We start from the raw sequence: 18,938 nt of genomic DNA, 5'->3' as shown, positions 1-18,938 counted from the left end.
AACGATACCGCGTGCGCGCGGGCGGCGCAGCAGCCGCCCGTCCCGCCCGCTATTTTTATAAAGGAAAGAAGCGAAGTATATGAGCCAGCAATTTATCCCGCTGTCCGTACCGAATTTTTCCGGCAACGAAAAGCAGTATGTAAACGAAGCCGTTATCAGCGAGTGGGTGTCCACGGGTGGCAGCAAGGTGTCCGAGTTTGAGGAAAAGATCGCCGAATACACCCACATGCCCCGGGCCGTGGCCTGCAACAGTGGTACCTCAGGCCTGCATCTGGCCATGCTCATGGCGGGCGTGGGCCGCGGCGATGAGGTGCTCGCGCCCGCGCTCACGTTTATTGCCGCAGTGAATCCCATCCGCTACGCGGGCGCGGAGCCCGTGTTCATCGGCTGCGGCGAGAGCCTGTGCCTGTGCCCGGCGCTGGCCGGGGAGTGGCTTGCCGCCAACACCGAACAGCGGGACGGCAAATGCGTGAACAGGCACACGGGCGCGCACGTGAAAGCGCTTCTGGCGGTGCATGTGTTCGGCAATATGGCCAATATGCCCGGGCTGGTGGAGCTGTGCCGGAAGTACGGCCTGGTCCTCATTGAGGATTCCACCGAGGCGCTGGGCACTTATTACACCGAGGGACCGTACAGGGGCAAAATGGCCGGCACCATCGGCGACATCGGCGTGTACAGCTTCAACGGCAATAAGATCATCACCACGGGCGCGGGCGGCATGGTGGTGTCCAACCACGCGGACTGGCTGGAGCGGGCGAAGCATCTTTCCACCCAGGCGAAAGCGGACGAGCTGCAATTCGTGCATGACGAGGTAGGTTACAATTACCGCCTGACGAACCTGCAGGCTGCGCTGGGCCTGGCACAGCTGGAGCAGCTGGAAGGCTTTATTGCCCACAAAAACGAAATGTACGATTTTTATAAAGAGCGGCTGGACGGAAAAAACGGATACCGCATTCTGCCTTTCCGGGACGGCGTGCGCTCCAACAAGTGGTTTTACAGCCTGTATCTGGAGGACGCGCGGCACACGCGGGACGGCGTTATCGCCGCGCTCAAGGCGCAGAACATCCAAACGCGCCCGGTGTGGGCGCTCATCCACGAGCAGGCGGACTACGGCCGCAACGAGACCTACGGCCTTGCAATGGCCGAGGATTTCCGCGCGAAGATCGTCAACCTGCCGTGCTCCACGAACCTGACGCGGGAGGATGCTCAGCGCGTGGTGGACGCGCTGCTGGCGCTGTAAAAGCATGGCGGAAGGGGGAAAAAAGATGCGCGTGGACGACCTTTTCATCACCGAGGACATTTCGGTGCTGGATGCAATGCGCAAGCTGGACGAAACGGGCCTGGGCGTGCTGTTCGTCGCGCCGGAGGGTGTGCTGCGCGCCGTTGTTACGGACGGCGATATCCGCCGCTACATCCTGAAGAGCCTGCCGCTGGAAGGGCCGGTGCGGGAGGCGGCGAATTACAGCCCATACGCGCTGCCCATGGAGGCGCGGGCGCGGGCCAAGACCGCGCTGCTGGAACACGGCATCGGCGCGCTGCCGCTGCTGGACAAGCGGGGCAGGGTGCAGGACGTGGTGTTCGCGGGCGGGCTGGACATCGACACACATAAAAAAGCATGCGCGCCCGTGGTCATCATGGCGGGCGGTTTGGGCACGCGTCTGTATCCCTACACCAAAATACTGCCCAAGCCCCTGATCCCCATTGGGGAAATGCCCATTGTGGAGCATATCATCCACCGCTTTGCGGATGTGGGCTGCAGCGCGTTTACGATGATCGTAAACTACAAAAAGAGCATGATCAAGAGCTATTTCAACGATCTGCAAAAGGATTACACCGTGGATTATGTGGACGAGGACACGCCTCTGGGCACCGGGGGCGGCCTGAGCCTGCTGAAGGGAAAAGTTACGCAGACGTTTTTTCTGACGAATTGCGACATCCTCATCGACGCGGACTTCGGGGATATCTACCAGTATCATAAGGAAAAGGGCAACGTCATCACCATGGTGTGCGCGGTGAAGCATTTCACCATCCCGTACGGCGTGGTGGAGCTGGGCGGCGACGGCGACATCAGCGGCATCACTGAAAAGCCGGAGATGAATTTCCTCACGAACACGGGTGTGTATGTGGTGGAGCCGTCGGTCATCGACGGCCTTGCGTACAACGAGCCGATCCCTTTTACAGATATCATCGCGGATGTGCGCGCCGCGGGCGGGCGCGTGGGCGTGTATCCCGTGAGCGAGAACAGCTGGATGGATATGGGCCAGCTGGAGGAGCTGGACAACATGCGCCGCCGTTTGGAGATGCAGTAGGCCGCCGCGGCATAACACAGGCAGCCGCGCCGGGCAAGGCCCGGAAAAACGCAGCGGCCCGGCGGGAACCGGGCGGACAGGGGGAAATTATATGTCAGTGCTCATCATCGCGGAGGCGGGCGTGAACCACAACGGCAGCCTTGCGCGCGCAAAAAAAATGGCCCTTGCGGCAAAAACTGCAGGGGCGGATATCGTAAAATACCAGACGGCGGTGCCGGAGCTGGTCGTGAGCAAATTTGCCGAAAAGGCCGAATACCAGAAGGCGCAGACGGGCGCCGGCGAAAGCCAGCTGGAGATGGTGCGCCGCATCCACTTCGGCTTTGACGGCCACCGGGAGCTGAAAGCTTACTGCGAGGAGATCGGCATCGAATACCTCTCCACGCCCTTTGATCTGGACAGCATCGATTTCCTGGCGTCGCTGGAGCTGCCCGTATACAAGATCCCTTCCGGAGAGATCACGAACCTGCCCTATCTGGAACGGATCGCCGCGCTGAAAAAACCGGTCATCCTCTCCACAGGCATGAGCACGCTGGCGGAAATTGAGGACGCGATGTCCGTGCTGGAGGACGGCGGCGTGGAGGATATTACGCTGCTGCACTGCAATACCGAATATCCCACGCCATTCGCGGACGCGAACCTGCGCGCCATGCAGGACCTGGCGTCCCATTTCGGCTGCGCGGTGGGGTATTCCGACCACACGCTGGGCTGGGAGGCCGACATCGCGGCCGTGGCGCTTGGCGCGTGCGTCATTGAAAAGCACTTTACCCTGGACAAAACGCTGGAAGGGCCGGACCACAAAGCCAGCCTGGACCCGGCGGAGCTTGCGGCCATGGTGCGCGCGGTGCGCAATACGGAGCAGGCTTTGGGCGACGGCCGCAAGCATGTGACGTCCAGCGAGGCGAAAAACAAGGCCATTGCCCGCAAGAGCATCGTGGCCCGGCGCGCCATTGCCGCGGGTGAGGCGTTCACGGAGGAAAACCTCACCACCAAGCGTCCGGGAGACGGCGTTTCGCCCATGCGCTGGCACGAGGTTCTGGGCCAAACGGCCAAACGCGCGTTCAGCGAGGACGAGAAGATCGAGCTGTGAGCGAAAAGAGAGGACTCCGCCGACGAGGCGCGGAAGCTTTTATTTCATAAACCGGGAGGGATTCAGATGACGAAAAAAAGCCTGTGCGTCGTCACCGGCACGCGCGCCGAATACGGCCTTCTTCGGCCTGTGCTGCAAAAGCTGCTGCAAAGCGACGTCATCGAGCCGCGCCTTGTGGTGACGGGCGCGCATCTTGCGCCGGAGTTCGGCAACACCGTCAGCGAGATCGAAGCCGACGGCATGCCCATCGCGGCGCGCATCCCCATCCTGAAGTTCGGCACCGGCTCTCCGCTGGCTACTGCGCGCACCGTCAGCTATACGATGGAGCGCTTTACCGATTATTTCAGCCAAAACCGTCCCGACGCGGTGCTTGTGCTGGGGGACCGGTATGAGATATTTGCCGCGGGCGCGGCGGCCGCGCTGCTGGAGATCCCGCTGGCGCACATCAGCGGCGGTGACGTGACGGCGGGCGCGGCGGACGACTGGTTCCGCCACTGCCTGACGAAGATGGCGTCCCTGCACTTTCCGTCCTGTGAAGTTTACGCCCGGAGGCTCATCCGCATGGGGGAGGACCCGGCCGCGGTGGAGAATGTGGGCGGCCTGGGGGACGAGAACCTGCGCAGCCTGCCGCTTTTGTCCCGCGCGGCGCTGGCCGAAAGCATCGGCTTCGGGCTGGAGCGCCCGTATGCGCTGGTGACCTACCACCCCGAAACAGCGGGCGGCGCGTCCCCGGCGGCGCAGTTCGACGCATTGTGCGCCGCGCTGGAGCGCTGCGGGCTGGCCGCCGTATTTACCAAAGCCAACGCGGATGCGGGCGGCGCCGACATCAACGCGCGGATCGACGCGGTGTGCGCGGCGCGCCCCGGACAGTATGTCGCCTTTACCAGCATGGGCGTACTGCGGTACCTTTCGGCCATGAAATACTGCGCCGTGGTGGCGGGCAACTCGTCCTCCGGCGTAGTGGAAACGCCCTCGCTGGGCGTGCCCTGCGTCAACGTGGGCGACAGGCAGAAGGGGCGGCTGCTCAGCGCCAATATCATCTGCTGCGCGGCGGACGAGGCGTCTGTGTATGCGGCGCTGCAAAAGGCGCTTTCGCCCGCCTTTGCCGCGCAGGCCCGGCAAGCGAAAAGCCCTTACAACGGCGGCGACACCAGCGGGCGCATCGTGCGGCGGCTGGAGGCGTTCGTGCAGAGCCCGTCGCTTGGAAAGCCCAAGCTGTTTTACGACGGCCCCGTGCCGGGGTGGGAAAAGGAGGGCAGCCGATGAGCGGATTGGCGGATTCCTTCCGCGAGATGTGGAAAACGGCGCTGACGGCGCTGGGACAGCTGAACACCTTGGTGCCCGCTTACTGGGACGGCGCGCTGGATACAGCCCTGCGCGTGGTGCGCACGGCGCTGCCTCTGTTTGCGGCGGTGCTGCTGGTGCAGCTTGTGCTGCTGGTTTTCGCGCGGCGAAAGCGCCCGCGGCGCATCCTCGTTTTCGCCGGGACGCTGGTCGTGGTGCTGGGACTGTGCGTTTGGGCCTGTTTTCCCGCATGGACGGCGGGGGCATAAACGGAACGCCCCGAGGCGGCGGGTCGGTAAAAGGGTCCATGCGGGGTTTGCTCCCGGAAGCGATACACCGATATTGAAAAGAGAGCTGTGCACTGCGCGGCACGGGGAGGAAATGATATGGAACTTTTGGTCGTAGGTCTGGGCAGCATGGGCAAACGCCGTGCGCGCCTCATCCGGGGCGTGGAGCCGTCGGCGGCGTTGGCGGGCGTGGATTTCGCCCCCGCGCGCAGGGAAGAAGCGCGGGCTTTGGGCATCGAGCCGTATGAGAGCATCGCGGCGGCGGTGGCGGCGCGGCGCTTTGACGCGGCGTTCGTGTGTACCGCGCCCCTTACCCACGCGGGCATCATCGGCGAGCTGCTGGACGCGGGCCTGCCTGTATTCACCGAGCTGAACCTGGTGGACGACGGCTACGACGCGCTCATTGCAAAAGCCGCGCAGAAGGGCCTGCCGCTGTTTTTGAGCAGCACCATGCTCTACCGCGCCGAGACGCAGTACATCAAGCGCCGGGTGGCGGCGTTTGCAAAGCCCGTCAATTACATCTACCACATCGGGCAGTATCTGCCGGACTGGCACCCGTGGGAAAATTATAAAAACTTTTTTGTGGGCGACCGGCGCACGGGGGGCGTGCGGGAGATCTTCGGCATCGATCTGCCCTGGCTGCTGGACGCTTTCGGTCCGGTGAAGCACGTCTATGCGGAAAAGGACAAGCTCAGCGGTCTGGAAATCGATTATCCGGACAGCTATTTCGTCACGCTGCGCCACGAGAACGGGACCAAGGGCCTTTTGGCGGCGGATGTCGTCAGCCCCAAAGCCGTGCGGAACTTTGAGGTATTCGGCGAAGGGCTGCACCTGTTCTGGGAGGGCAACCCCAGGGCGCTGTACAGCTACAACGCCGAAACCAGGGAGAAGGAATTTGTGGACACCTACGGCAGCTTCGAGCATGATGCGCGGTACAGCGACAATATTGTGGAGAACGCTTATGTAGATGAAATAACGAACTTTTTCGGCGTGCTGGCCGGGCGGGAACAGCCCCGGTGGTCCTTTGAAAAGGACAAAGAGGCCATCGCGCTCATCGAACGCATCGAGGGGGCGTAAGGCATGGACGTATTGTTTGTAGGGCTGGGCAGCATCGGCACGCGGCATTTGAAAAACCTGCACGCGGTGGCGGCGCAAAAGGACATTCCGGTGCGCGCGTGGGCGCTTCGCTCCTCGGCCCGTGCGCTTCCGGAGGAAACGCGCGCGCTGCTGGCGGGCGAATTCACATCCCTGCCCGAACACGCCCGCTATGATGCGGCGTTCATCACGAACCCGACGCACCTGCATTTCGGGATGTTACAAAATCTGCGGGGCAAAGCGGATACTCTTTTTATAGAAAAGCCGATCTTTGAACGCACGGACCGGGCCCTTGCGGACTGCCTGGCCCCGGGGCAGAAGGCCTATGTGGCCGCCCCCATGCGCTGGTGCGGCACGATGCTGGCCCTCAAGAAGGCGCTGCCGGCGCTGTCGGTGTATTCGGCCCGGGTGCTGTGCTCGTCCTACCTGCCCGGCTGGAGGCCCGGCGTGGATTACCGCACCGTGTATTCCGCCCACAAGGACATGGGCGGCGGCGTCACCATCGACCTCATCCATGAATGGGATTATCTGGTGGAGCTTTTCGGCAAGCCGGAAAAGATGTATAATTTTAAAGGGACGTACAGCCATCTGGAGATCGATTCGGACGACCTTTCCGTCTATATAGCCCAATACCCCACGCTGCTGTGCGAGGTGCACCTGGATTACTTCGGCCGGGAATACCGGCGCAGTATCGAACTCTTGTGCAAAAACGGCACGGTCACGGCGGATTTCGGTGCGGGCACGCTGACGCTGGAGGACGGCACGGTGCAGAATTACGCAGAGCCTGTGAACGAGCGTTATCTGCGGGAGATGGCCTATTTTCTGGATTACGCCCAAAGCGGCGCGGGACCCAGCGTGAACACGCCCGAGACCGCGCTTGACGTATTAAAACTCACATTGGGGGAACTGTAAAAGTATGGAACAAAAGCGTGTGCTCATCACCATTTGCGGCCGCGCGGGCAGCAAGGGGTTTAAAAATAAGAACCTGAAGATCTTCGACGGCCACCCGCTCTCGTATTACAGCCTTTCTGCGGCGGAGCTGTTCATCCGGAGCAGGCCGGACCTTGCCGTCGACGTGTGCCTGAACACAGACAGCGGGCTGCTCATCGACGTTATCACCAAAAAATATCCCGAGGTGACGGTGCTGCCGCGCCCCGAGGAGCTGTGCGGCGACATCGTGCCAAAAATGCCCGTGTACCAGTACAGCCTGCGGCAGATGGAGCAGAAAAAGGGATACGAATACGATACTCTCATCGACCTGGATATCACCAGCCCTCTGCGCCAGACGGGCGATATTGAGGGCGCGTATGAGGTGAAGGCATCCCGGCCGGACCTGGACCTGATTTTTTCCGTCACGCCCAGCCGCCGCACACCGTACATGAATATGGCAAAGCTCGCGGGAGACCATGTGGAGAAGGTCATCGACCACCACAATACCGCGCGCCAGCAGACGCCGCCTGTGTTCGACATCAACGCGTCCATTTATGTGTTCGAGCGGCGCTTCCTCATCGAGAACACCACGGGCTTTGTCTGGGACGGCAAATGCGGCATGTACCAGATGTTCGACACCGGCATCATCGACATCGATTCCGAAGAGGACTACCTGTTGATGGAGGCCATCGCCCATTATTTGTATGCCACCTACCCCGCGTTCGGGGCCATTCAAAATAATATCAGAAAGTAGACTGGGAAACTATGGCGACACCAAGCGAAAAACACGAGATACACTGCGCCAAGCGCTATCTGGAATATACCGAAACGCCGTTTTACCGCGCGTTCCGCGACAGGGAAAATCCCGAGAGCTTTGACTCCAACTATGCCGTGCTCAAGCGCATGGAGGAGGCCGAGCAGAGCCTTGCGGCTGTGGAAAGCTACTATGAGGGCCTTGACGTCACGCCAAAATTCTATTCCAAGCCCGACAGCGTGACGCTGGAGGAGAGCCGCGCTTTTTTTGAGGCGCACGGCTATGCCGTCCACACCTTTGAATGCCAGCGTATGATGCTGCTGACGCATACAAGCCCCGAGCTGCTGGTGCACAAATGTCCGGTGCAGATCTTTGCAGGCGCGCCCCTGACAGGAGCGGCGGCGCAGCTTGTGACGGAGAGCTGCGGCGAAAAGGACTTTGGCCTGCGGCTCATCGACAAGCAGCTGGGCGCGGGCGCGCGCGTTTCGTTTGCATACAACCGCGCTGAGATCCCCGTCAGCTTCTGCGTGGGCGAGGGGTACGGCAGTGCGTTTTATCTGTCGGACGTATATACGGCCGAAAATTTCCGCGGCCAGGGCTACGCGGCCGCGGCGGTGCTGGCGATGCTGGGCTTTGCACGCAACCCGGATATGGGGTATACCGACGTGTTCCTCTACGCCGACGACCCGGCGGCCATCCGTCTGTACGAGAAGCTGGGCTTCCGCGGTACGCCGGTGCGGGAATACCGCGCGTTCAAGGGCGGCCTGCCCGATCTTTACACCGAAGCGAAGGAGTAAGAGCATGGCGCTGCATGTCTCGCCCGAAATACTGGAGCAATACCATGGCTTTTACAGCCTTGCGCTGGACGGCACGACGGATGACGGCTGCGCGCTGGTGCTGGAGAATGTGCCCGCCGCGGGCCTGCGCGCCGCGCTTGAGGCCGTGCCGGAGCCAGACGCGCTGCGGACGGTGCTCATCGAAAGCTGTCCGGAGCTGCAGAGCCTTTCCTTCCTTGAAAATTTTCCCGCGCTGGAATGGGTGTATGTGCGCCGCTGCCCGGCGGTGGCCGCGCTGTGGGATACCGCGCGCACGCCCGCGCTGCGGGGCCTTGCTGTGACGGACTGCAAAAAGCTGCGGGACATCAGCGGGCTGGACGGCGCTGCGGCGCTGGAGCACCTGTTTTTGCAGTACAGCGCCTGGAGCGCCGTAAAGCTGGAGAGCCTTGCGCCCCTGCGGGGGCTGTGCGCGCTGCGCACGCTGGACCTGGGGTGCAGGGGCGCGAAAGACAAGGTGAAGCTGGATTTCAACATGCTGTATCCGCAGCTGGACTCCCTCACCATCACGCCCAGCCTGAAGGAATATTTCATCACCAATACGGAGGCGGGGCGCTGATGGAGGGACAGAGGCGCATTTTGGACCTTTGCGTGGACGCGGGCGAAACGCTGCTGGCCAACGGCGCGGAAATTTACCGCGTGCAGCAGACGATGGAGATCATCGCGCGCAGCTACGGCGCGCGCAGCTTTCATGTATATGTACTTACCAATGGGCTGTTCGCCTCGATGGAGGACGGCGGTGCGGTGCAGAGCGCGGCGGTGCGCAGCACGCCGCGCGTGGAGATGAATTTGGGCCGCATTTCGGCGGTGAACGCGCTCTCGCGGGAGATCGTGGCAGGGCGCGTGCCGCTGGAGGAAGCCTTTGCGCGGCTTGCACAGATCCGCGCCACACGTGGGCTGCCGGGCTGGCTGATGGTGTCGGCCTCGGCCTTTTCCGCCGCGTGCTTTTGCTATCTGTTCGGCGGCTCGGCCGTGGACGCATTCACGGCGCTGGCGCCGGGCTTTGCCGTGGGGCTGTTCACCCGCGCGCTGGCGCGCGCGCGCACGCCGCTGAACAAGCTGGTCTCCAACATGCTTTCGGCGGGCGTGGTGGCGCTGGTCAGCCTTGCCTGTGTGCAGGCGCTGGGGCTGGCGGGCGTTGCGTGCAGCCTGGATAAGGTCATCATCGGGGGCATCATCCCGCTGGTGCCGGGCGTCGCGCTGACAAACGGCATCCGCGACGTGGCCAACTGCGATTACCTCTCGGGTACCATTCGCGCCATCGACGCGGTGCTCATTGCGGCGGGTATCGCGCTGGGCGTGGGCCTGGTGCTCAAGGGCGCGGCTCTGCTGCCGGGGGTGACGATATGATATGGGAGCTTCTGGTGCAGCTTGCCGCAGCCTTCGGGGCGACGGTGGGTTTTGCCGTTCTGGTAAACGCGCCGCCCCGGGAATTTGTCTGGGCGGGCGTGACGGGCGCCGTGGGCTGGGGCTGCTATTGGCTGTACCTGCAATGGCAGCCCTCGGTGGCCGTGGCCTCGCTGCTGGCCTCATTGATGCTGGCGCTGCTTTCCCGGGTGTTTTCAGTGGTGCGGCGGTGCCCGGCCACAGTGTTCCTCATCAGCGGCATCTTCGCGCTGGTGCCCGGCGCGGGCATTTACTATACCGCCTATTATTTCATCATGGGCGACAACGCCATGGCCGTGGCCAAAGGTGTGGAGACGTTCAAGATCGCCGTGGCCCTGGCCGTGGGCATCGTGCTGGTTCTGGCTTTGCCGGGGCGGCTGTTCGAGGCGTTCGCGCCGTGTGCCGGGAAGAAAAAGGGAGAGCGATGAGATGAAAAAATTGCAGGCCGTCCTGCTGTGCGCACTGGTTCTGGCCGTGCTGGCCGCGGCGGATCTGGGATACAATTTCTTCGCCAGCCTTGTGCCGGAGATTAATGACGGTATTTCGGTGCGCGGTGTGCTGGCGCCGCTGCTGTTCAGCGACCATCTTTTGGGCGATTTTTGGTCCCGGGAGCGTTTTTTGAACGCCTTTGTCGCCGCGGCGTATGCCGTGGGCGCGCTTGCGGCCGCGAACGTGGTATGTGCTGCCAGCCGTATCATGCGCGGAAAAATAACGGCGGAGGAAGAGTAAGGCGGTTTTGCGCTTTGGCGCCAGAATGGTGTCTGAATTTTCTATGGTGACATAAAGTGATATGGGCAGATAGAAAGAAATGCCATTATGCATGCTGCATTCCAATCAAACAAATAAGAATTTGTAAAGGCGGTGGTTGCATGACTCAAGATGAAATCAAAAGGATTTGTGAAAAACGCTTTTTGGAACTTGGTGCTAATAAAATTGAACTACAGCCATCTGGTAAATGTTGGACATTGAATGGTGATTTTTTCAAAGTTACCACTCTTCAAAGCTGGTGGATATTAGAGTGGACTGATAATCGTTCATATGCATCGAATGATTGCTTTGAGGACGTTGACCCAATGCCATATGATATTTCTAAAACAGACATTTTGGAACAAACTAATTTGTTGCTGCTTAAATAATACCAATATCACAACTCCCAGTTTGTGCAAGGGTTGGAGAGATTCGCAATAATGGTTTAAACATGGTTGTCTTAGATTGCCTTTTGGGGTGTGATAACATCACCCTTTGCTTATATAAGGACCTATAAAAAGATTGCAATTTTATCAAATCACTAAAAAATAGCCGCAGGCTATTTTTAGGCCATGCGGGCCGGCCCCGGCCTGCGGCCATTACGATGAGGTTTTTATAGCTTTGCTGTGCAAAACTATAAAAACTACGGAAAGAACAGGAGGCAATGCTGTATGCTGCGGTGGATGCTTGGAAACCTTTTGGTCTGGGCTGTGCTGTTTTTCGGCGTGCCGTATGCGGGCGTGCGCTTTGTGCCGCCCGAAGCGGGCATGATGTTCACGATGGCGCTTTGGCTGGCGGTATACCCGCTTTACATCGCGCTGGCGAGCCATTCGGCCGCACAGCGCAAATGGAACACCCTGTGGCTGCCGCTGGTGCATCCCGCGCTGTACGCATTGGGAGTGTGGCTGGTTTTCCACACTGTGCCGGAGCTTGCATATTGCGCGGGTTATCTGGCCGTGGGGTACGGCTTCTGGGGAGCGGGCTGGGGCATGAAGCGCCGCCGCCAGCGCCGGGGACGGCAGGGGCCGAACAAGGATTTTCAATAGAGAGAAGAAAAGGCAGAACAGTGTGGATGTTATCCATGCTGTTCTGTTTTTATGTGGAGATGGAGAGGCGGAACGGCTCATAGCGGAAAGATGATTTTAAAAACAGGAAGGAGCGTGTCGAAATATGCGGGGAGTTTGATATAATTTATCAAAATAAGTATGTTTTAGATTCGCGAAATTTGCAGGTTATATACAAGGGAGGTGTTACGGATTCGCGGATCTTTAGAATGTACAAAACAATGAGGAGGTAATTTTATGGTTGGAAAAAAGGAAAAGCAAGGGTTTAAGGCCATGTTTAAAAGGATGCTTGCCTCAAGGCTGGCCGCGGGAATTGCAGCAGCACTGGCAGCGCTGCTGCTGCTGGTTATTGTTGGATTGGGCATACGCAGTGTTGTTTTATCTGAAAGTAAATCGACGAAACTGGGATTTGAAAACATTGGGGAATTGGCCACACAAACGGCCTATTGCACGTCGGTAAATGTTACAGAAGGCTCAAGAGAGCTTTTTGGTGTGACAATACCGTTTACACAAAGCAAATACATATACAGCTATGATATAGTTATAAAAGCAGGCTTTGACTTTACGGAAATTGAATGGGAGATAAAGGACACCGCTATTACAGTGAGATTACCGGAGGCAAAAATACTGAGCAGTGAGCTGAAATGGGATTCGTTTAAACTGTACCATGAAGACGAAAGCATTTTTAAACAGATCAAGATGGAAGAAAACAATGAGGCGCTGAAAAATCTGGTTCAAAATGCGGAAACGGATGCAGTTGCAAACGGCTTGCTGGACAATGCGCGAAGCAATGCTGAAACGATTTTGCGAGGTTTTTTCGGCAACGTGTACAACTTGGAAGAGTATGAAATAAGGTTCATCAATAAATAAAAACGCCGGGAAAGGATGTGCTTATGAAGAAGATGCTTTTGCTGATCGTGAGAGCAATCGCAGCAGCGATCGTGCTGTTCTACTTTGCTTTGCTCCTGACGGCATAAATAAAAGAGCCGCTTTGATAAAAATGCAGTCTGTCTGTGCTGCATGGAGAACGCTGCAAATAAAAAGGCTGCTGAATCGTTCGATGGGACAAGCGATTCAGCAGCTTTTGCTTTTACAGCAAACTCAAATTTGATGTGGAATTGAAAATTCGATTTCTTAAGCGGAACGGAACGCCTCGGCGCGCGTCGGCTTTCACCTCCGTTTCGCCTGCGGCGAAACCGGCCTGGCCGGTTACCAGCCCCACAGGAACCGCTCTTTGCTTGTTCTCTTAATACTAAGAGAGCGACACCATAGGCGGACTCCGCAATCAGGTCCCGCGAAAACACTTTTTATTTTTGTAAGCACGCGATCAACCGTTCTGCGAGCATTTGGCGGCGTCTATGGCCAGCACCACCATCAGGCAGTACAGTGCGTCGGCACTGTCGGCAATGTCCAGCACGTAGGTGTCCGTCCAGTTCAGTAATTCCTTCTGCACGGTCATTACCGTGCGGCCGTCCGCATCGCTGACAAGGTAATTCCATTCCCACATATCGCCCTCGATGCTCCAGCCGCTGCAGTCCAGCGTAAACACGGGTTTGAAAAACGTGAATTCTTTTTTGATCTGTCCCACGCATTCGCCGCCCACGTAAAGCACAAAACGCGGCAGGAAAGAGAATACCTCTTCTTTTACCGTGCCCAGCTCCGCGCCGTCCGGGCCGAAGATCTTCAGGCAGTGGCCCCAGCTCAGCACGCCCTTGACCTCGTAGACGGCGTCGCCCGCTTCGTTGTAGATATCATAGCTGTCGAACCATGAAAACATGCGTTGTTTGAACAAGAGCTTCATGCCGTATCCTCCGGTTTATGATTTTCAGGGCAGCGCATCCATCGAGGCGGTATTGTAGGCTTCTTCCGTGGAGTCCGCCGAGGCGCTCACTTTCCAGCCGTCGGCCCAGGTGAACGTGTACACACGGTATGCCGTGGCCGGCGTCTCCTCGTGGGATTCCCGGTCTGAATGCGTGTATGTCAGCTTCACATAGCACGATACGCGTGCAGTGCCGTCCGCCGCGGTGCTCTTGATGGCGGCGGGATTGCACTCGGCGGTACCCATCACATACAGGTTAGCCTTGTGTGTGTCGGAGACAACGCCCTGTGCGAGCGCGGCTTTGTATTCCTCGGTGCAGCCGGAGATCAGCGCTGTGTCCTGATTGTTCAGCGCATCCAGATATGCGGCATAATGGGCGGTGAGCAGCGTGTTCAGCTCCCCGGCCGCGGGTACGCCGCCCTCAGTCACCGGGTTTTCAAACGCCAGTGTGGTGACCGTTTTGTCTGCGAACTGCACGGAGGCTGTCGTCACAGCGCCCCACGGAGCCGTATACTGCATACCGATGGTGCTGCCCACGGCCACCTGCGGCAGCGTGACAACGCCGTTCACAGGCTTTTGCTCCACAGCCGCGCCGTCCACGGTGATGACCGCGCCGTCGTTCACACAGCCGGACACCGTGATATCCGCGATGGGCAGGGCGCCGCTGAACACAGTGGGTTCGACGGAGGACAGCAGCGCAAGGTCCGTCGCGTCGCCCTCCACCGCCTGCCCGGCAGCGGTGGTGCCCGTCACCGTGCAGGTGTACAGGCCGGGGAACAGGTTCTGATACAAAATTCCGTCCGCCGTCTGTTCGCCTGTGCGGGGCACGCCGTCCAGCGAAAGACGCAGGTTCTGCACCGGGGAGCTGAGCAGCAGCCGCACGCTGTGGACGGTGAGAGAATAGCGGCTGTAGCCGAAGAACACCGATTCCTTTTCCACGCCCAGCGCGGGGAACGCCCCCTGTGCGCCGCCGTCTACCACCTGGTCCTCCAGCTGTCCGCGCAGCGCTTCACGCTGCGCCGCGTCTGTGAAAGCACGGCACAGCGCGGCGGCGCCCTCGTCGGAGACCGTCAGGTCCTCGCCCTTGAGCAGATTTTTCAGCGCGCGGGCGTCGCCCGCCTCCAGCGCGGCGTCCACCGACGCGATGAACTCGTCCGGGTTGTATTTGTCATACATCACTGTGGCCGTGACGCACAGGCCTGTGAAGACCACGGCGAGCACGCAAACGGCGATGAGCATTTTGCGCGTGGTGCGGTTCATGCGCCGACGGCGCGCATGCCCGGCTTTTTCCTCCCGCCTGGTCCGCGCCTTTGCGTTTTCCACGGCGCGGCAGGCCGGGCAAAGCTCCTGGTCCGGGTTTTCCAGCGGCTTGCCGCAGTTTTTGCAGGTGTCCATTGCACTTCCTCGTGTTTTCTTGATTTTCAGCCGCCGCAGGGCGGCGGGCGCTTACAGCTTGGCGTAGGCCACGGCAATTTTGCCGGCCGCGCGGGCATTGTTGTACGCAAGCTGGATATTGGTCTTGAGAGACTGGCCGCCTGTGTATTCCACGATGTGCGCCAGCAGGTAGGGGGTGATGTTCTTCCCGCGCACGCCCTCGGCGTTGGCGCCGGCAATGGCCTTTTCGATGACGGCTGTCATCTCGTCAAAGTCCATGGCATATTCCTCGGGCACCGGGTTGCCGATGAGTATGCCGCCCGCCAGGCCCAGGTCCCACTTCGTTTTGGCAATGCGGGCGATCTCAGCCTCGTCTTTGGCGTTGTAATCTACGCCGAAGCCGCTTCTGCGGCAGTAGAACGCGGGAAAGTCGTCTGTGCGCAGGCCCAGCACGGGAACGCCCATGGTCTCCAGATACTCCAGTGTCAGGCCGATATCCAGGATCATCTTCGCGCCGGCGCACACCACGGCCACCGAGGTCTGGCGCAGCTCCTGCAGGTCGGCGCTGATGTCCATGGTCTTTTCCGCGCCGCGGTGCACACCGCCGATGCCGCCCGTGGCGAACACGCGGATGCCCGCCAGGCTGGCAAGGATCATCGTGGAGGCCACTGTCGTCGCGCCCGTGCGCTTTTCCGCCACCATGATGGGAAGGTCGCGCCGGGATACCTTGGCCACGCCTTCGCCTTTGCACATCAGCTCCAGTTCGTCCTGCGTAAGGCCCACCTTCAGCACGCCGTCGATGATCGCCATGGTGGCGGGCACTGCGCCCTCCGCCCGCACGATGCGCTCCACCTCGGCCGCAAAGGCAAGGTTGTCGGGGTAGGGCATGCCGTGGGAGAGGATCGTGCTCTCCAGCGCGACAACGGGCTTGCCGTCACGGATGGCGGCGGAGATTTCCGGCGTGATGGACAGATATTCTTTCAAATTCATAATACATACTCCTTTACAAGCTTGGCGACGAGCGCGGGGCTCATCGCCGGGTTGATGGTATCGGCGCTGTCGATGGCCGCAAGGCCCGCGCCCAGCGCAAAATCCAGCGTGTCCCCGGGCGAAAGGCCGTTCACCCATGCATACACGATACCGGCCATTGTGGCGTCGCCTGCGCCGGTGGCGTTTTTCATGGGGAAGGGGCGGCTTTTTTTGCGCAGCGCGCCGCAGCCCTGCCGCCTGAAATAAAGCCCCTCGCGTCCCAGGCTTACAAACACCTGGTACACGCCTTTTTCCAGCAGCATGCCGCAGGCGGCGTCCAGCTCGCGTTCGTTTGTGATGCGCATGCCGGAAAGCACTTCCATTTCCATGAGGTTGGGCTTGAGCGTGTGGAAGTATCCCGCCAGCGGCGCGGCGTTGCGCGCCCATGCCGTGGATACGGGGTCCAGCATCAGCGGGACGGTGCAGCGTGTGGCGAGCGTTTCCAGCGCGCCGGCCGAAAGGTTTGCGTCCGCCACGCAGACGTCCGCACCGTTCAGCACAGGCAGCAGCCCCTCCACATACGAGGGTGTCAGAGCCTCTTTTAAAATATGCATGTCGCTCATGGCTACGAGCATGTCGCCCTCGCTGTCCATGATGGAAATGTAGGCGGACGTATTCTGGGCGGGGAACACGGCCAGATGCCGCGTCCCGATGCCCGCGGCGGTGCAGGCGCCGCGCAGCATGTCGCCGTATGCATCACCGCCCACAGCGCTGCACAGCTCCACCGTCAGGCCCAGACGGCACAGGTTGTCGCAGATGTTGCGGCACACGCCGCCCGCCGAAAGATGCAGGCGGCCGGGGTTGGAATCCCGCATTACGATGGGAGCGTCGCTTTGGCCGTGGATGTCTACATTCGCGCCGCCGATCCCGGCAATGTATCCCGCCATGGGAGGAGCCTCCTTTCTGAAAAGGCCGCGCCCCGCAAACGGGCGGCATGCGGCCGGGAAGTATATAGCATTATTGTACTTTTTTAAGATTAAAAACGCAAGCCCGGCTAAAACGCACGGTGCGGCGGAAATGTAAATTTTTTTGCGGCCGTACCGCGTGGCCGGCCGCATGTATATTCGGGGCGCGCCTGTCCAAAATACTACTATCATGTGCCGCAGCCGCAGCCAGCGCGCCGCGCGCGGGCCAGGGCGGCAACACGGCAGGGAGGAAAAATATGAAAAACAATCAGGAATCCAAAAGCTTTTGGAAGGGCAAGGGCTTTTATCTGGCGTTGACGCTCGTCATCGCGGGCGCGGCCACGGCCAGCTTCCTTGCCATCAACAGCATGATGGACAAACTGGGCGCGGACCCCGCGCCGCAGATCCAAGGTGAGGAGGACATTCCATGGCAGGAAGAACAGCATACCCCCGTAGAAGAAAAGCAGGAGGACGTGCCCGTGGCGCCCACATCGCCATCCTCGTCATCGAAGCCGCAAAGTACGGCTTCATCTGCGCCCAGCTCATCGCCTGCTTCATCCGCGCCCGCCGCGCCTGCAAGCTCGCAGCCGGTGCAAACGCCCTCGTTCGCATCGCCGCGGGCTGGGGCGGCCTTGCAGGCTTTCAGTGGTGACGAGCTGGTGTTCAACGACACCATGAAGGACTGGCGCACCCACAACGGCATGGACCTGGCCGGCGCGGCGGGCGACGCCGTAACGGCGCCCACCGGCGCTGTGGTGGCCCGCGCTTATGAGGACCCCCAGTGGGGCGGCGTTGTGGAGCTGAACGCCGGAAAGCTGACGGTACGCGTATGCGGCCTTGCGGACATCGCTGTGAAAGAGGGCGACACCGTGGCCGTGGGCGACGCACTGGGCACGGTGGGCGAGCTGCCCGCCGAGAGCGCCATGGAAACGCATGTGCATCTGGAGTTCCTGGAGGACGGCGCTTATGTGGACCCGGCGGAATATTTCGCCCCGGTAGAATAAGGCTGCGCACGAACGGCGGCGCGCGGACGGGAAGACCCGTTGTCCGCGCGCCGCGTTTTGCTGCGCGCGGCCTTTGGAAGCCCGCATGCGCGGGATACCTTGAACGCGAGGCCGTTTTATGATATTCTATACTTGGCTTGTTCCATGCGGACGGGCCTGCTGCGGAATGAAAAAACAGGAGAGGACTGTTCTTGTTTATGAGCAAATTCAATTTTATCGCAACCGAGATCCCCGGCGTGATCATCATCGAACCTACGGTGTTCGGCGACAGCCGGGGTTATTTTATGGAGACCTATCAGGCGGAGGAATTCGCTGCCGCGGGCATTCCCGGCCCCTTTGTACAGGACAACCAGAGCAAAAGCACCAGGGGCGTGCTGCGCGGGCTGCACTTCCAGAAGGAGCATACCCAGGGCAAGCTGGTGCGCGTGGTGTCGGGCGAGGTGTTCGACGTTGCGGTGGACTGCCGCCCGAACAGCGAGACCTTCGGCAAATGGGTGGGCGTGACGCTCTCTGCGGAAAATAAGAAGCAGTTTTATATCCCGCAGGGCTTTGCCCACGGCTTTCTGGTGCTGTCCGAAGAAGCGGAGTTTACTTACAAATGCACCGACTATTACGACCCCGCGGCCGAGGGCGGCGTGAAGTGGGATGACCCGGACGTGGGCATCGTGTGGCCCGCGGTGGACGGCGAGATCCGCCTTTCCGCCAAGGATGGGGAGCACAGGGGCTTCAAGGAGCAGACCTATGAATTCTTTGAAAGGTGGTAAACCGGGATGCAGATGCTGAAGGCTTACGCCAAAGATTTCTGGCGATACCGCTATCTGCTGCAGAACCTGATCGGCCGTGATTTCAAGCTGAAATACCGCCGCAGCGTGCTGGGCGTGGTGTGGAGCGTGCTCAACCCGCTGCTGATGAATGTCGTCATGGTGGTGGTGTTTTCCACGCTTTTTGACATGCGCGGCAGCGGTATCGAAAATTTTTCCGTATATTTGATCATTGGGCAGCTGCTGTTCAACTTTTTCAATGAAGGAACA

The 18,938-nt window shown here is 60.0% G+C and carries 23 protein-coding genes; 19 read left to right on the top strand and 4 right to left on the bottom strand.

All coding sequences use genetic code 11. The features are described from left to right. Nucleotides 1-79: 79 nt before the first annotated feature. The 16 genes from TQ39_RS04245 to TQ39_RS04170 all read left to right on the top strand — a co-directional run bounded on the left by TQ39_RS04245 (nucleotide 80) and on the right by TQ39_RS04170 (nucleotide 12,646). Nucleotides 80-1,240 carry a LegC family aminotransferase gene (locus TQ39_RS04245; RefSeq protein ID WP_009325012.1) on the top strand — a complete coding sequence of 387 codons (1,161 nt, stop codon included), beginning with the start codon at nucleotides 80-82 and terminating at the stop codon, nucleotides 1,238-1,240. A 25-nt stretch (nucleotides 1,241-1,265) separates the two neighbouring features. After that, nucleotides 1,266-2,309: a sugar phosphate nucleotidyltransferase gene (locus TQ39_RS04240; protein ID WP_009325010.1), complete on the top strand. Its 1,044-nt coding sequence runs from the start codon at nucleotides 1,266-1,268 to the stop codon at nucleotides 2,307-2,309. A 91-nt stretch (nucleotides 2,310-2,400) separates the two neighbouring features. Next, a complete protein-coding gene (neuB, locus tag TQ39_RS04235) occupies nucleotides 2,401-3,396 on the top strand; it encodes an N-acetylneuraminate synthase (RefSeq protein WP_009325008.1) in 996 nt (331 codons plus the stop codon). Nucleotides 3,397-3,462: 66 nt separating this feature from the next. Continuing rightward, nucleotides 3,463-4,662 (top strand): UDP-N-acetylglucosamine 2-epimerase, encoded by a 1,200-nt coding sequence (gene neuC, locus TQ39_RS04230; protein ID WP_009325006.1) that lies wholly within the window; start codon nucleotides 3,463-3,465, stop codon nucleotides 4,660-4,662. Continuing rightward, complete coding sequence (locus TQ39_RS04225) at nucleotides 4,659-4,949, top strand: hypothetical protein (protein WP_009325004.1); 291 nt, start codon at nucleotides 4,659-4,661, stop codon at nucleotides 4,947-4,949. Before neuC ends, TQ39_RS04225 begins: the two co-directional genes overlap by 4 nt. A 117-nt stretch (nucleotides 4,950-5,066) precedes the next feature. Beyond that, nucleotides 5,067-6,044, top strand: coding sequence for a Gfo/Idh/MocA family protein (locus TQ39_RS04220; RefSeq protein ID WP_050004680.1), 978 nt, complete (start codon nucleotides 5,067-5,069; stop codon nucleotides 6,042-6,044). 3 nt (nucleotides 6,045-6,047) lie between these two features. Further along, complete coding sequence (locus TQ39_RS04215; protein ID WP_009325000.1) at nucleotides 6,048-6,974, top strand: Gfo/Idh/MocA family protein; 927 nt, start codon at nucleotides 6,048-6,050, stop codon at nucleotides 6,972-6,974. Nucleotides 6,975-6,978: 4 nt separating this feature from the next. Further along, complete coding sequence (locus TQ39_RS04210) at nucleotides 6,979-7,746, top strand: acylneuraminate cytidylyltransferase family protein (protein WP_009324998.1); 768 nt, start codon at nucleotides 6,979-6,981, stop codon at nucleotides 7,744-7,746. Between the two features lie 11 nt (nucleotides 7,747-7,757). Next, complete coding sequence (locus TQ39_RS04205; RefSeq protein ID WP_009324996.1) at nucleotides 7,758-8,543, top strand: GNAT family N-acetyltransferase; 786 nt, start codon at nucleotides 7,758-7,760, stop codon at nucleotides 8,541-8,543. Nucleotides 8,544-8,547: 4 nt separating this feature from the next. Next, nucleotides 8,548-9,138 carry a hypothetical protein gene (locus TQ39_RS21195; RefSeq protein WP_009324994.1) on the top strand — a complete coding sequence of 197 codons (591 nt, stop codon included), beginning with the start codon at nucleotides 8,548-8,550 and terminating at the stop codon, nucleotides 9,136-9,138. Then, a complete protein-coding gene (locus TQ39_RS04195) occupies nucleotides 9,138-9,929 on the top strand; it encodes a threonine/serine exporter family protein (protein WP_050004679.1) in 792 nt (263 codons plus the stop codon). Before TQ39_RS21195 ends, TQ39_RS04195 begins: the two co-directional genes overlap by 1 nt. Continuing rightward, the gene (locus tag TQ39_RS04190) at nucleotides 9,926-10,393 is read left to right on the top strand and encodes a threonine/serine exporter family protein (RefSeq protein WP_050004678.1); all 468 of its coding nucleotides are present in this window, start codon (nucleotides 9,926-9,928) and stop codon (nucleotides 10,391-10,393) included. The genes TQ39_RS04195 and TQ39_RS04190 overlap by 4 nt, the downstream gene beginning before the upstream one ends. Nucleotide 10,394: 1 nt before the next feature. Continuing rightward, the gene (locus TQ39_RS04185; RefSeq protein ID WP_050004677.1) at nucleotides 10,395-10,694 is read left to right on the top strand and encodes a hypothetical protein; all 300 of its coding nucleotides are present in this window, start codon (nucleotides 10,395-10,397) and stop codon (nucleotides 10,692-10,694) included. Between the two features lie 140 nt (nucleotides 10,695-10,834). Beyond that, nucleotides 10,835-11,101, top strand: coding sequence for a hypothetical protein (locus tag TQ39_RS04180; RefSeq protein ID WP_050004676.1), 267 nt, complete (start codon nucleotides 10,835-10,837; stop codon nucleotides 11,099-11,101). 282 nt (nucleotides 11,102-11,383) lie between these two features. Then, nucleotides 11,384-11,758 (top strand): hypothetical protein, encoded by a 375-nt coding sequence (locus tag TQ39_RS04175; protein ID WP_050004675.1) that lies wholly within the window; start codon nucleotides 11,384-11,386, stop codon nucleotides 11,756-11,758. A gap of 255 nt (nucleotides 11,759-12,013) precedes the next feature. Next, complete coding sequence (locus tag TQ39_RS04170; RefSeq protein WP_050004674.1) at nucleotides 12,014-12,646, top strand: DUF4230 domain-containing protein; 633 nt, start codon at nucleotides 12,014-12,016, stop codon at nucleotides 12,644-12,646. Between the two features lie 457 nt (nucleotides 12,647-13,103). Here TQ39_RS04170 and TQ39_RS04165 read toward each other — a convergent pair whose 3' ends face one another. Genes TQ39_RS04165 through TQ39_RS04150 form a run of 4 tightly spaced genes read right to left on the bottom strand, consistent with a single transcriptional unit; the run spans nucleotide 13,104 to nucleotide 16,885 of the window. After that, nucleotides 13,104-13,577, bottom strand: a complete 474-nt coding sequence (locus tag TQ39_RS04165) for an LURP-one-related/scramblase family protein (RefSeq protein WP_050004673.1) — start codon at nucleotides 13,575-13,577, stop codon at nucleotides 13,104-13,106. 24 nt (nucleotides 13,578-13,601) lie between these two features. Next, nucleotides 13,602-14,990, bottom strand: coding sequence for a zinc ribbon domain-containing protein (locus TQ39_RS04160; RefSeq protein WP_050004672.1), 1,389 nt, complete (start codon nucleotides 14,988-14,990; stop codon nucleotides 13,602-13,604). Between the two features lie 51 nt (nucleotides 14,991-15,041). Then, a complete protein-coding gene (locus TQ39_RS04155; RefSeq protein ID WP_050004671.1) occupies nucleotides 15,042-15,959 on the bottom strand; it encodes a pseudouridine-5'-phosphate glycosidase in 918 nt (305 codons plus the stop codon). Further along, nucleotides 15,956-16,885, bottom strand: a complete 930-nt coding sequence (locus tag TQ39_RS04150) for a carbohydrate kinase family protein (protein ID WP_009324977.1) — start codon at nucleotides 16,883-16,885, stop codon at nucleotides 15,956-15,958. Before TQ39_RS04150 ends, TQ39_RS04155 begins: the two co-directional genes overlap by 4 nt. A 275-nt stretch (nucleotides 16,886-17,160) precedes the next feature. Here TQ39_RS04150 and TQ39_RS04145 point away from each other — a divergent pair, with 275 nt between their 5' ends. The 3 genes from TQ39_RS04145 to TQ39_RS04135 all read left to right on the top strand — a co-directional run. Further along, the gene (locus tag TQ39_RS04145) at nucleotides 17,161-17,907 is read left to right on the top strand and encodes a M23 family metallopeptidase (protein ID WP_050004669.1); all 747 of its coding nucleotides are present in this window, start codon (nucleotides 17,161-17,163) and stop codon (nucleotides 17,905-17,907) included. Nucleotides 17,908-18,104: 197 nt separating this feature from the next. Beyond that, the gene (rfbC, locus tag TQ39_RS04140) at nucleotides 18,105-18,671 is read left to right on the top strand and encodes a dTDP-4-dehydrorhamnose 3,5-epimerase (protein ID WP_040910399.1); all 567 of its coding nucleotides are present in this window, start codon (nucleotides 18,105-18,107) and stop codon (nucleotides 18,669-18,671) included. 6 nt (nucleotides 18,672-18,677) lie between these two features. Then, nucleotides 18,678-18,938 (top strand): ABC transporter permease (locus tag TQ39_RS04135; RefSeq protein ID WP_167541522.1); only part of this gene is annotated, 261 nt, incomplete at its 3' end.

Source organism: Ruthenibacterium lactatiformans (assembly GCF_000949455.1).
Classification (GTDB): domain Bacteria; phylum Bacillota; class Clostridia; order Oscillospirales; family Ruminococcaceae; genus Ruthenibacterium; species Ruthenibacterium lactatiformans.
Note: the sequence above shows the minus strand (reverse complement) of the source record. Positions and strands in the feature narration are given on the sequence as shown.

Excerpts from the sequence above, each read along its gene's own strand:
- TQ39_RS04245 (WP_009325012.1), top strand. The coding sequence starts at position 80 with ATGAGCCAGCAATTTATCCCGCTGTCCGTACCGAATTTTTCCGGCAAC.
- TQ39_RS04240 (WP_009325010.1), top strand. The coding sequence starts at position 1,266 with ATGCGCGTGGACGACCTTTTCATCACCGAGGACATTTCGGTGCTGGAT.
- neuB (WP_009325008.1), top strand. The coding sequence starts at position 2,401 with ATGTCAGTGCTCATCATCGCGGAGGCGGGCGTGAACCACAACGGCAGC.
- neuC (WP_009325006.1), top strand. The coding sequence starts at position 3,463 with ATGACGAAAAAAAGCCTGTGCGTCGTCACCGGCACGCGCGCCGAATAC.
- TQ39_RS04225 (WP_009325004.1), top strand. The coding sequence starts at position 4,659 with ATGAGCGGATTGGCGGATTCCTTCCGCGAGATGTGGAAAACGGCGCTG.
- TQ39_RS04220 (WP_050004680.1), top strand. The coding sequence starts at position 5,067 with ATGGAACTTTTGGTCGTAGGTCTGGGCAGCATGGGCAAACGCCGTGCG.
- TQ39_RS04215 (WP_009325000.1), top strand. The coding sequence starts at position 6,048 with ATGGACGTATTGTTTGTAGGGCTGGGCAGCATCGGCACGCGGCATTTG.
- TQ39_RS04210 (WP_009324998.1), top strand. The coding sequence starts at position 6,979 with ATGGAACAAAAGCGTGTGCTCATCACCATTTGCGGCCGCGCGGGCAGC.
- TQ39_RS04205 (WP_009324996.1), top strand. The coding sequence starts at position 7,758 with ATGGCGACACCAAGCGAAAAACACGAGATACACTGCGCCAAGCGCTAT.
- TQ39_RS21195 (WP_009324994.1), top strand. The coding sequence starts at position 8,548 with ATGGCGCTGCATGTCTCGCCCGAAATACTGGAGCAATACCATGGCTTT.
- TQ39_RS04195 (WP_050004679.1), top strand. The coding sequence starts at position 9,138 with ATGGAGGGACAGAGGCGCATTTTGGACCTTTGCGTGGACGCGGGCGAA.
- TQ39_RS04190 (WP_050004678.1), top strand. The coding sequence starts at position 9,926 with ATGATATGGGAGCTTCTGGTGCAGCTTGCCGCAGCCTTCGGGGCGACG.
- TQ39_RS04185 (WP_050004677.1), top strand. The coding sequence starts at position 10,395 with ATGAAAAAATTGCAGGCCGTCCTGCTGTGCGCACTGGTTCTGGCCGTG.
- TQ39_RS04180 (WP_050004676.1), top strand. The coding sequence starts at position 10,835 with ATGACTCAAGATGAAATCAAAAGGATTTGTGAAAAACGCTTTTTGGAA.
- TQ39_RS04175 (WP_050004675.1), top strand. The coding sequence starts at position 11,384 with ATGCTGCGGTGGATGCTTGGAAACCTTTTGGTCTGGGCTGTGCTGTTT.
- TQ39_RS04170 (WP_050004674.1), top strand. The coding sequence starts at position 12,014 with ATGGTTGGAAAAAAGGAAAAGCAAGGGTTTAAGGCCATGTTTAAAAGG.
- TQ39_RS04165 (WP_050004673.1), bottom strand. The coding sequence starts at position 13,577 with ATGAAGCTCTTGTTCAAACAACGCATGTTTTCATGGTTCGACAGCTAT.
- TQ39_RS04160 (WP_050004672.1), bottom strand. The coding sequence starts at position 14,990 with ATGGACACCTGCAAAAACTGCGGCAAGCCGCTGGAAAACCCGGACCAG.
- TQ39_RS04155 (WP_050004671.1), bottom strand. The coding sequence starts at position 15,959 with ATGAATTTGAAAGAATATCTGTCCATCACGCCGGAAATCTCCGCCGCC.
- TQ39_RS04150 (WP_009324977.1), bottom strand. The coding sequence starts at position 16,885 with ATGGCGGGATACATTGCCGGGATCGGCGGCGCGAATGTAGACATCCAC.
- TQ39_RS04145 (WP_050004669.1), top strand. The coding sequence starts at position 17,161 with ATGAAAAACAATCAGGAATCCAAAAGCTTTTGGAAGGGCAAGGGCTTT.
- rfbC (WP_040910399.1), top strand. The coding sequence starts at position 18,105 with ATGAGCAAATTCAATTTTATCGCAACCGAGATCCCCGGCGTGATCATC.